We start from the raw sequence: 10,343 nt of genomic DNA, 5'->3' as shown, positions 1-10,343 counted from the left end.
GAAGACGTTTTACAAAAAGCTAGTCGAGCAGGGTAAGCACAAGAAAGTTGCGCTTACGGCCTGCATGCGGAAAATGGTGACGATTCTAAATGCCATGGTGCGGGATAATTGCGAGTGGCAGGCTAATTAAATTGGCGTTACAGGTATTGATTTTTTACCACAGTCGCTTGTTATGCATTTTTAGTCACACCGCTTTTAGTGACAACAAAGCTAGTTTTGTTGTTCTTCATTCTTGATGAGCATGATGGCGGCTCAAGTAGTTGCCAATACAATGCTTTTTCATAGCCTTCTGTATTCACAGTTTCTTTTAAAAATAAATGCTGTGCCTCTCGCAAGCAAATACCATTAGCACCACCCTCATAATCTGGGTCTTCATTTTGAATGAGGTCATCTTCCCAGCTACAAAGCTCGCAAATTTGGAATGTACCATTGGCTTGATGGTCAAGCGTAAGATAGCCGCAGCAAGGACATGAATATTTCACCGAGATCTCCATGCATAACGTTGAGATAACCGGTGGTTTTTAAGTAGCATTTTTGCCGTAAAATGTAGCGAAGCGGAATGGCAAAAATGAAACTTAAAAACCATCCGATTGATTGCTTTGTTAAGTAGCTTTTGTGCTTAGACACGATTCTGTAATATGCTTTGCAATACCGTTTGATTCACCTACGCCTGCATAGTGTAAGGCCAGATGGAGTCTCAATGCGTCCCGCGCTTGACTCGACTCAATTGATTCGCTTAATGATCGAGATTCCATATGGAGGCGATCACTTCTTAGTTTGTCAAAGAATTCTCCCATTGATTTTTGGGCATTTCTAGACTGAACGAAGAATAGACCGGCTACAGTGTCCATTATTAGCCCGGCAATAAATTGGGCAATTGTGGCTGTGCCATTTGTACTTGTATAAAGAAATGCCGCCGTGACAATAGTAGCAAACCCAAGGGATGCAAAAATTAGACTAAACCAAAAACTGATTTTTGATTGCGATAAAATTTGCGAATAGTAGTTTGCTAATTGCTCTATTTCAAAAGGCACTTCTTTTTCTGTTTTTCCTACCTGCCTAGTAAGGCCTTCTTTAAAAATTAAATAATCTTTGTCAGAAGCTTCAAATTCTAGACTGCCGAGACGGATTTTTTTAAATATTCCCGACCTGAATGCACCTGCAACACTTAAGAATGAAATGGCAACAGCGATACTTGCTGTTATTGCACCAATAATGTCTGTTGTTTCTATTGCTAGCGACATTCTCGCTTCCTTTTACTTAACGCTGAGTTTAGGGGCGATTTGTAAGTTGAGGTTTTGCGCGAGCATTGGCGCAGCCATGCGCAAAACCTCAACTTACAAAGCGTCCAGCACGCGAAGCGTGCGACCTACAACGATTTGTTATGTTTTTGATCACAGCAATATTTGTAGAGCCGACAGTATTAAGCCCACTACTGCTAAACCAACCATTACAAAGGATAGCCTAGTTGTAGATTTTTCTAGAGCTACCATCGTTGCAATGCTTTTATTGGAAAGTCTATATTGTAAAATTGCTGCCGCAGCTTCTCGCTTATTTGAAACATTATCAGAGTTCCCGCCGGTTATTCCGCTACCCGTTCTTTTCCAATGTGCGATTGCTCCAGCAATAGCGGACTCTGAAGCAGCCTCAAAACATTTAACCCACTCCGCCTCTGGAGTCGTCGGAAAGCTAATTAGGGTTTCTATTTCCTGCTGTAAAGAACGCAATTCCATGTATCTCCGTCAAACATAACGCCGTGCTCAACGGCAGTTTGTAAGTTGTGGTTTTGTGGATTACTTTTACGCAGCAAAACCACAAAGCCGCGACTTACAAACTGTCCAGCGCACGTAGTGCGCGTGTTGGAGCACTTTGTTATATGGCATTTGCATACAACGCCGCCGTTAGTATAAACACCACAAACAAGACCACTTGAAAAAAAGTCCAGCGGATCTGTGAAGTATATGCTCTTACTGCGATATGAAAACCTGCTTGCCGATCACCCGCTATTTGTTTAACTTTGCGAGCCATTAACCACCTGAGCCAAAATGGAAACGGCTTAGAAAATTCATTCATGACATTCGAAAATTCTATGTCGGTTTGAAGCACAATGCCTCTTTGCTCTGCGTACTCCTGAATTTTATCTTCATCTTCTTCATGCTTTTCCAACACAGGCTTCAGCAATTCCATTAGCTTTGATTGAACACTATTCTGGATTTCACAACGAAGCGAATAATATTTTGCGACAAAGCCAGCAACTGCTGAGACTACTAATACGACCAAGCATGACTTGAAACCTTGCGTTGATAAATAAGGCAAAACAGATTCAATTTGAGTTACAAGAAGCGCGGCTGTGGCACCTGTACCCGCAAGCAGCCACATGCTAAATTTTTCGATCAATGGTGAAGTTTCAGACATGCTTTGAAATAACGCAGAAGCAAACCCATGCTCTGCATTTTCTTTATTTAGACGATTCCATTCCAATAAGGGATCATCAGAATTTGAATTGCTCACTAAACCTCCTTTGTCATATAACATTTGTATATCGCGCATGCGCGATATCATTCTTGATTAAAATTCCACAAAATCCACCAAAGCAATTGAATTCACTAGCTTTTTTGTTTGGTTTCCTTTTGCATCCTTCTACCAAAACGCGCATGCGCGTTATCTCACTGTAGCTTGCGCATTATCATTCCCGCAGTTACTGCAACTTACTGACAGTAAATGCATTTTTAATTGCAGGGAGCTGATATTGCGCATTTGCACGGCTGCAAATGCGCATGTTTATCCAAGCACCAAAAATACACTGTATAAACCGGCAGCATAAGTAATTTACAACTGCAGGCGAATTACGCTCTATTTCACCACTTCAGTTATTCCCCCTGCTGCAACGCCCAGTCGTATAAAAAATTCTTTTTCAGCCCAGTGAGTTTTGCGCCGATGCTGGCGGCTTGTTTTACGGGGAGTTCTTCTAGAAGCACTTTCATGGTGTGCATTTGGGCGAGGGTCATGGCTTCGTTTTCGGGTTTGGGGGCGCCGTGGACGAGGAGGACGATTTCGCCGCGTTGTTGGTTGGAGTCTGCTGCTACCCAGTCGGCCAGGTCGGCGACCTTATCGCCTTTGATGGTTTCAAAGGTTTTGGTGAGTTCGCGGGCCATCACCACTTCGCGTTCGGGGCCGAAGACTTGTGCCATGTCTTGCAGGGTTTCCAGAATGCGATGCGGGGCTTCGTAGAAAATAAGGGTGCGCGGGTCGGTGGCCAGGTTTTGTAGTTGGGTGCAGCGGGCGACTTGTTTGGCGGGCAGGAAGCCTTCAAAGGCGAAGCGATCCGAGGGTAAACCGGCGGCGCTGAGGGCGGCGATCATGGCGCAGGCGCCGGGGATGGGTACAACCTGAATTCCAGCTTGGCGGGCGCTGCGCACCAAACGGTAGCCGGGGTCTGAAACCAAGGGAGTGCCCGCATCGGAAATCAGTGCGATGGAATCACCGGCATGCATGCGGGCGATGAGTTGTTCGGTGCGCTGTTCGTCGCTGTGATCGTGGTAGGCGATGCAGGGGGTTTTAATGTCGAAATGGGACAGCAAACGTGAACTGTGGCGCGTATCCTCGGCGGCAATCAACGCTACTGTTTGTAGTGTTTCCACCGCTCGCGGTACCATATCGCCCAAATTGCCAATCGGGGTCGCCACAACATAAAGGGTGCCTGGGTTGGGAGCGGGAGTTGTCATAGCGAATTCCGAAAAAAGTTGAGATCCAAGCCGGATATTTCGCCGGCTCTGTGATGCTGAATATTCACTGCAGGTTTTTCACCGCATTTTTTCACTGAGGTTAATAGGCATGCCGAAACGGCTATTTATGCGCAGTTTTTCCCATCAGGTTGCCATTTCCAAACTGCTGGTGCCCGTATTAACTGCCACACTGCTGGGATTAAGCGGTTGTAGCAGCACCCCCACGCAAACCACGAGCAAGCCCACCACCCAAACACAACCGGCACAACTCAGCGCAAGCAAGTTGTTGCAAATGGCCAATCAGGCGCAATCGCCCGAGCGTGAAAGCTTGGTGCTGCAGGCAGCGCAAGTGTATATTGCGAGCGGCAAATACAATCGTGCACGCAATTTGTTAGTCGATATGAACACCGACAATTTGCCCGACCAAGCCTATATCAAACATACGGATTTACTCAGCGCCGTAGCCTTGCAGGAAGGCTCGAATTTTCTGGCGCACGGCATTCTAACCAAGCCGCGCTTGGAACAACAATGGCAAGCCATGGAGCCTGCCATGGAAATATCCCTGCGCGATAAGCGCGCGCAAGTGTTTGCGCTGTTGGGTGAGCCACAAAATAGCGTGAGTGAACGCATTCAAATTGCGGCATTGAGTAGCGATAAAAAATTGTTGCAGGCAAATCAGGATGCACTCTGGCAGAGCCTGATGAGCATTCCATTTACCGAGCTGCAGCAACTGTCATTGAGTGGCATGAGCGATACCGCACGCGGCTGGTACAGCTTGGCGGCAATCAACAAAAATAACCAAATCGATCTCGAACAGCAGCGCGAGCAACTGCAAGTGTGGCTGCGCGATTGGCGTCAACATCCCGCCCATAACAATTTGCCTAGCGATTTAAAATTGCTGCAAAGTTTAATTGAACAGCAACCCAAACAAATTGCATTGCTATTACCAATGCAAGGCAAACTAGCCGAGGCAGGCGAAGCAGTGCGCGATGGTTTTTTTGCCGCCTACTTTCAAGCGGTAAGCAATCGTCGCCACACACCGGAAGTGCGCCAATATGACAGCAGTGGCGATGTCATCGCGGCCTATCAACAAGCCATTGCCGAGGGCGCGGATTTGGTAATTGGCCCCATCGACAAAGAAAAAGTAACCGAACTGAGTTTGATGCCCTCGCTGGACGTGCCGGTGCTCTCGCTCAACTACCCGGACACGCCACCCGCACAACCGCTAAAGGGTTTTTACCAATTTGGTTTGGCCGTAGAGGATGAAGCGCGTCAAGTCGCCCGTCAGGCATTTTTGGAAGGGCATCGCCAGGCGATGGTAATTATTCCCTCACAAGAATGGAGCGAACGCAGCGCGCGCGCTTTTGCCAATGAGTGGGAAAAACTCGGCGGTGTGGTGGTGAATCGCAGCCAATTCCAAAGCGGCGCCAACTATTCCAAGTTGGTGAAAGATGCGATGCAAATTGAAAGCAGTTTGGTGCGCAATCGCGAAATGCAGGAATTGCTCGGTATACCGCTGCAAACCTCACCGCGCAGCCGCAGCGATGTGGATATGATTTTTTTGATTGCCGACCCGGCGCAAGGTCGCCAGATCAAACCGACATTTGCATTTCACTACGCAGGCAATATTCCGGTTTATGCCACCAGCCAAATTTATTCCGGCCAACCGAACCCCAGAGCCGACCGCGATTTAAACGGCGTGCGCTTTAACACCATGCCCTGGCTATTTGATACCAGAAGCCCGGAAAAACAATCCGTTGCCCAACACACTAAATCCGCTGCAGTCTATGGGCGCTTGCATGCATTGGGAGCAGACGCCTTCCGTTTGTACGCACGCCTGCCGCAACTGGAACAAGTTCCGGACATGCGTATTTTTGGCGCGACCGGCGCGTTGCATATGTTGGAAGATGGTCGCATCGAACGCGAGCAAATCTGGGTGAGATTCCGTAATGGCGAAGCGCAACCGCTACCGATGGTGATTAACCAAAACGAGCTGCAATATTAATAGGCGATACTTTTCTTAATAACAGGAGCAATAAGGATATGTACGGCAACAAGGACGCGGTACCCCCAAATCAGAATACAACACCGCTAACAAACACTATTGCCATAGGCGCGGCCGCTGAAGCACAAGCAGAGGCATTTTTAATTCAACAAGGACTGGTGACGCGCACGCGCAATTACCGCTGCAAGCTGGGTGAAATCGATTTAATTATGCTGCATAAAAAAGCGGGCGACAGCGCAGCGGATGCCACGCTGGTATTTGTGGAAGTGCGCCTGCGGACAAACAAACGTTTTGCCCCGGCACTGGAGACGGTTGATTATCGCAAACAGCAAAAAATCATCAAAACTGCCATGCGTTTTCTGCAGGAGCAAAAACTCTACGATAAAGTTCGCTGTCGTTTTGATGTGATAGCATTAGACCAAACCGGCACTGCACCACCCATTCAATGGATTCAAAACGCGTTTGGCACCTGATCAAATGCGCGTGGAGTTTGCAGCCGCCAAACAATTTTTATCTACGAACACAGCAGCTGAAACCTATGGATCAACGTGTCATCACCCTGTTTCACGAAAGTATCGAAGCCAAAATGCATGCGGGTGAACAACTCGCCCCACTAATTGCCCATGCCAGCCAAGTGATAGTGCACGCCTTGCTCAATGAGAAAAAAGTACTAACCTGCGGCAATGGTATTTCCGCGGCGCAAGCGCAAATCTTTACCGCCAGCCTGATTAATCGCTTTGAACAAGAGCGGCCAAGTTTGCCAGCATTTAATATCGGGGCAGATTTCACTACCCAAACTGCGATTGGCAGCGACAGCAACTTCAATGACATCTACGCCAAACAAATCCGCGCTCTCGGCCACCCCGGCGATGTGCTGGTGCTGCTCACCAGCACCGGCAAAGCCAGCAATTTATTGCAAGCCATCAGCGCCGCGCACGATAAAGAGATGCAAGTGATTGCGCTCACCGCAGGCGATGGCGGGGATGTGGCGGCGTTATTGGATCAGCATGATATTGAACTTCGCGTGCCCTCTGTGGCCAAACCCCGTATTCACGAGGTGCACCTGCTCAGTTTATTCTGCTTGTGTGACCTGATTGACCAGCAATTGTTTGGAGGATTCTAATGTTATTTAATCGCGCAACCCGCTCCGGTTTTTTATCGCTGCTGCTGGTGTTGATCACACTGTTTTGCCTCAGTGGTTGCGCCAAGATTATTCAGGTCACCACCAGTGAACCCATTCAAATCAGTACCAATAAACGCACACTCGGTACACGTATTAATGACAGCCAATTGGAAACCTTTGCGCGCGTCAACCTCAACAAAGCCAGCAAAGAGCTGGAAGATTCACGTATTCATATCGATAGTTTCAACGGTGTCATTCTGCTTACCGGACAAGTACCCAGCGAAACGCTGCGACAATTGGCAGGCGCCACTGTTGGCCAAATTAATACCGTGCGCCAGTTGCATAACGAACTGATGGTAAGCGAACGCACCCGATTGCCCGCACACACAAAAGATGCCTGGATTACCACTAAATTAAAAACCAAACTCATTGCCAGCAATATTCAAAGCAATCGCATTCGGATTATTACCGAATCCCAAAGCGTGTATTTAATGGGGTTGGTATCGCGCCACGAAGCAGATCGTGTTACCGAAATGGCGCGCACCACCAACGGTGTTAAACAAGTTGTGAAAGTATTTGAATATATCGATTAACCCTCGCTCCACCCTTTGACGTTTCCCCCAACCCCAACAGCTCATCGCCAACCACTGGTATTCTGCAACCATCCTGCTAGTATCTGGGCAGTGCGTATGGGCGCGGCATTGCTGTCGCCTTCAGACAATAATATTTTCAGGCAAAGGAACCTCATTATGATGACCACCGTAATTATTCTTGTTGTGATCGCCGTGTTGGTGTTCTACGCGATTGGTATTTACAACAAACTGGTGACGCTGAAAAACCGCTTTGAAAATGGCTTTTCACAAATCGCCGTGCAACTGAAACGTCGCTACGACCTGATTCCCAATTTGGTAGAAACCGCCAAAGCCTACATCACCCATGAACGCGAAACGCTGGAAGCTGTAGTGAAAGCGCGCAATCAGGCCATGCAAGGTTTACAAGCCGCGAGTGCAAACCCCGGCAGCCACACTGCAATTGCTGAATTGGCAAGTGCCGAAGGTATGCTCGGTGCAGCCATGTCGCGCTTGAATGTCGTGATGGAAGCTTACCCGGATTTAAAAGCCTCACAAAATATGTTGCAAGTTTCCGAGGAACTCACCAGCACCGAAAATAAAATCGCCTTTGCGCGTCAGGCATTTAATGATGCCGTTACCGAATACAACACCTACAAACAAACCTTCCCTCCCGTTATTTTTGCCAAGAGTTTTGGCCACAGTGAAGACGCGACGCTGCTCGAGTTTGAAGACCACGCCGAAATTCAAGCGGCCCCCAAGGTGCAATTCTAAGCAGACCTCTATAAGCACACGGGTGTGCATCGATGAATTTTTTTGAACATCAGGATCGCGCGCGGCGCAAAACCAAACAGCTAGTGCTATTGCTGGCACTGGCAGTTGTTGCACTCATTGCTATTACTACTTTCGCCGCGGCCGCGCTGGTTTATCTCTCGGGCAATGCTGAACCTCAAGCCTATGAGCACGCACACACTTTTTGGAGCGGTACACTCCATGCATTGAGTGTGCAATCATTTTTATGGATCGCCCTTGCAGTAACCAGCGTTGTGTTTCTCGGTAGCTTATTTCGTTTTATGCAACTGGGTTCTGGCGGCAGAGCTATTGCCGAAGCCATGGGCGGTCGCTTATTGCTCGGCCAAACCACTGATCCGGATGAGCGCAAAATCCTGAATGTGGTGGAAGAAATGGCCATCGCCTCCGGCACTCCGGTACCGCCGGTCTATTTAATGGAAGATGATGCGATTAACGCATTTGCCGCGGGTTATCGCCCGCAAGACGCGGTGATTGGCATTACCCGCGGCTGCATTCATCAACTGTCACGCGATGAACTACAAGGTGTAATCGCCCACGAATTCAGCCATATTTTTCACGGTGATATGCGTTTGAATATGCGTTTGGTTGCATTGCTCTACGGTATTCTGGTGATTGGTTTAATTGGTGAATTTTTATTGCGCAGCAGTCGCGCCTCCAGCCTGGTTCGCTCAAGTCGCGATAAATCTCCGGGCGGCATCATGCTGGTTGGGCTCGGCTTATTAATTATCGGTTATACCGGCACTTTTTTTGGCAACCTGATCAAAGCCGCGGTCAGTCGTCAGCGCGAATTTTTAGCCGATGCATCCGCCGTACAATTTACTCGCAACCCCGATGGCATTGCCGGTGCATTGAAAAAAATTGGGGCCAGTAGCGAGGGCTCCACCCTGCACAATGAGCATGCAGCTGAATTTAGCCACATGTATTTCAGCCAAGGCGTGCGACTTTTTTTTAATATGATGGCGACACATCCACCACTGGATGAACGCATCAAACGCATTCAACCGCGCTGGAATGGACAACTCGAAACCGCGCTTCACGGCGCAAATACGAACACTAATAAAGGAAGCAAGACTTTTGGTGATGAGACCGCAGGTTTTGCCCACGCAGCCACACCCAACACCGCATCAATGACTATTAATAGTGGCGCTACTGCCACTCTTGTCGATGTTGGTGATATAAACGGCGGTATTGACATTAATACTACCCTGCAACAAATCGCCCAACCGACCACCGCGCAATTAAGTTATGCACAAACCTGTTTGAATCAAATCGCCCCGGAATTAAAAACGGCGAGCCAGGATGCTTTTAGTGCACGCGGAATAATATTTGGTTTACTACTTGATGCTCACGCCGAACAGCGTAATCGCCAATTGGCATTGCTGAGCGAACATCTCACCACCAGCGAGTTGCAAACCATCAATCCAATTATTCATGCCAGCGCCCTGGCTGCAATACACTTGCGTTTACCGCTTATCGAACTGAGCATAACGGCACTGAAACAATTGTCGGAAGCACAGCAACAAGACTTCCTGAGCTGTTTGAATGTGCTAATTCAAGCCGACCAAAAAGTGAGCCTGATGGAATGGGCGATGTATCGCATAGTGCTGCACAACATTCGTCGCGAACAACAGCCCTTGCGTACACGTTCACTGCTAGAAATGCATGAAGACTGCCAACTGTTAATGTCGCTACTTGCCTATACCGGTGCACGTCATCAGACGGAAGCAGAAAATGCGTTTGCCCAAGCCAGCAGCGCATTGCCGTTTAAACAATTTACCTTGTTGGCCCGCACCAGTATAAAACTTGATGTAATGGATGCGGCACTGGAACGATTGAATCAACTAAAACCACTACAAAAGCCACAACTGCTTAAAGCCATGAGCCTCTGTGTAATGCATGACGGTAAATTACACACCGCTGAAGCCGAATTATTTCGCGCGCTGGCGGATGGACTGGACTGCCCGATTCCCCCCCAACTACAAGCCCTGCCCATTACTACTCGCTAACATACTGATGCGAATCAAAAGGCGATTAAAAGCGCTGCGAGTTACATAATCGCGCTACAACATTTACGGCCTGAACGGTTATAATGCCGCGCACTTTATCCC

Annotated in this window: 11 protein-coding genes and 1 pseudogene; 7 read left to right on the top strand and 5 right to left on the bottom strand. The window is 48.2% G+C overall.

All coding sequences use genetic code 11. The annotated features are described in order from the left end of the window. Window positions 1-130, top strand: a pseudogene (locus O59_RS22140) (IS110 family transposase); the annotation flags it as partial. A gap of 40 nt (window positions 131-170) precedes the next feature. Here the strand turns inward: O59_RS22140 and O59_RS20610 are convergent. The 5 genes from O59_RS20610 to rsmI all read right to left on the bottom strand — a co-directional run bounded on the left by O59_RS20610 (window position 171) and on the right by rsmI (window position 3,725). After that, the gene (locus O59_RS20610; RefSeq protein ID WP_040393907.1) at window positions 171-482 is read right to left on the bottom strand and encodes a CPCC family cysteine-rich protein; all 312 of its coding nucleotides are present in this window, start codon (window positions 480-482) and stop codon (window positions 171-173) included. Window positions 483-602: 120 nt separating this feature from the next. Then, window positions 603-1,244 (bottom strand): hypothetical protein, encoded by a 642-nt coding sequence (locus O59_RS20605; RefSeq protein WP_040393904.1) that lies wholly within the window; start codon window positions 1,242-1,244, stop codon window positions 603-605. 150 nt (window positions 1,245-1,394) lie between these two features. Further along, on the bottom strand, window positions 1,395-1,733 hold the full coding sequence (locus O59_RS20600; protein ID WP_040393901.1) for a hypothetical protein: 339 nt from the start codon (window positions 1,731-1,733) through the stop codon (window positions 1,395-1,397). A 139-nt stretch (window positions 1,734-1,872) separates the two neighbouring features. Continuing rightward, window positions 1,873-2,550: a hypothetical protein gene (locus tag O59_RS20595; RefSeq protein ID WP_157152683.1), complete on the bottom strand. Its 678-nt coding sequence runs from the start codon at window positions 2,548-2,550 to the stop codon at window positions 1,873-1,875. Window positions 2,551-2,870: 320 nt separating this feature from the next. Beyond that, the gene (rsmI, locus tag O59_RS20590; protein ID WP_007646322.1) at window positions 2,871-3,725 is read right to left on the bottom strand and encodes a 16S rRNA (cytidine(1402)-2'-O)-methyltransferase; all 855 of its coding nucleotides are present in this window, start codon (window positions 3,723-3,725) and stop codon (window positions 2,871-2,873) included. Between the two features lie 109 nt (window positions 3,726-3,834). Between rsmI and O59_RS20585 the strand changes: the two genes are divergently transcribed. From O59_RS20585 to O59_RS20560, 6 genes are all read left to right on the top strand, one after another. Beyond that, window positions 3,835-5,730 (top strand): penicillin-binding protein activator, encoded by a 1,896-nt coding sequence (locus O59_RS20585; RefSeq protein WP_157152682.1) that lies wholly within the window; start codon window positions 3,835-3,837, stop codon window positions 5,728-5,730. A gap of 38 nt (window positions 5,731-5,768) precedes the next feature. After that, window positions 5,769-6,203, top strand: a complete 435-nt coding sequence (locus O59_RS20580) for a YraN family protein (protein ID WP_007646310.1) — start codon at window positions 5,769-5,771, stop codon at window positions 6,201-6,203. Window positions 6,204-6,268: 65 nt separating this feature from the next. Continuing rightward, window positions 6,269-6,853 (top strand): SIS domain-containing protein, encoded by a 585-nt coding sequence (locus O59_RS20575; protein WP_007646309.1) that lies wholly within the window; start codon window positions 6,269-6,271, stop codon window positions 6,851-6,853. Next, entirely contained in the window at window positions 6,853-7,446 is a 594-nt protein-coding gene (locus O59_RS20570; RefSeq protein ID WP_007646308.1) for a BON domain-containing protein, read from the top strand. Before O59_RS20575 ends, O59_RS20570 begins: the two co-directional genes overlap by 1 nt. A gap of 159 nt (window positions 7,447-7,605) precedes the next feature. Continuing rightward, entirely contained in the window at window positions 7,606-8,196 is a 591-nt protein-coding gene (locus O59_RS20565; protein WP_040393914.1) for a LemA family protein, read from the top strand. Window positions 8,197-8,228: 32 nt separating this feature from the next. Continuing rightward, window positions 8,229-10,241, top strand: a complete 2,013-nt coding sequence (locus tag O59_RS20560) for a M48 family metallopeptidase (RefSeq protein ID WP_007646305.1) — start codon at window positions 8,229-8,231, stop codon at window positions 10,239-10,241. The last annotated feature ends 102 nt before the right edge of the window (window positions 10,242-10,343 follow it).

Origin of the sequence: Cellvibrio sp. BR, assembly GCF_000263355.1 — a bacterium.
Taxonomy (GTDB): Bacteria; Pseudomonadota; Gammaproteobacteria; order Pseudomonadales; family Cellvibrionaceae; genus Cellvibrio.
The sequence above is the reverse complement of the archived record's forward strand: the minus strand, read 5'-3'. Positions and strand labels throughout refer to the sequence as shown.

What these genes read in the sequence shown, in the direction of transcription:
- rsmI (WP_007646322.1), bottom strand. Translation starts at nt 3,725, where the DNA reads ATGACAACTCCCGCTCCCAACCCAGGCACCCTTTATGTTGTGGCGACC.
- O59_RS20575 (WP_007646309.1), top strand. Translation starts at nt 6,269, where the DNA reads ATGGATCAACGTGTCATCACCCTGTTTCACGAAAGTATCGAAGCCAAA.
- O59_RS20560 (WP_007646305.1), top strand. Translation starts at nt 8,229, where the DNA reads ATGAATTTTTTTGAACATCAGGATCGCGCGCGGCGCAAAACCAAACAG.
- O59_RS20565 (WP_040393914.1), top strand. Translation starts at nt 7,606, where the DNA reads ATGACCACCGTAATTATTCTTGTTGTGATCGCCGTGTTGGTGTTCTAC.
- O59_RS20605 (WP_040393904.1), bottom strand. Translation starts at nt 1,244, where the DNA reads ATGTCGCTAGCAATAGAAACAACAGACATTATTGGTGCAATAACAGCA.
- O59_RS20570 (WP_007646308.1), top strand. Translation starts at nt 6,853, where the DNA reads ATGTTATTTAATCGCGCAACCCGCTCCGGTTTTTTATCGCTGCTGCTG.
- O59_RS20580 (WP_007646310.1), top strand. Translation starts at nt 5,769, where the DNA reads ATGTACGGCAACAAGGACGCGGTACCCCCAAATCAGAATACAACACCG.
- O59_RS20600 (WP_040393901.1), bottom strand. Translation starts at nt 1,733, where the DNA reads ATGGAATTGCGTTCTTTACAGCAGGAAATAGAAACCCTAATTAGCTTT.
- O59_RS20585 (WP_157152682.1), top strand. Translation starts at nt 3,835, where the DNA reads ATGCCGAAACGGCTATTTATGCGCAGTTTTTCCCATCAGGTTGCCATT.
- O59_RS20595 (WP_157152683.1), bottom strand. Translation starts at nt 2,550, where the DNA reads ATGCGCGATATACAAATGTTATATGACAAAGGAGGTTTAGTGAGCAAT.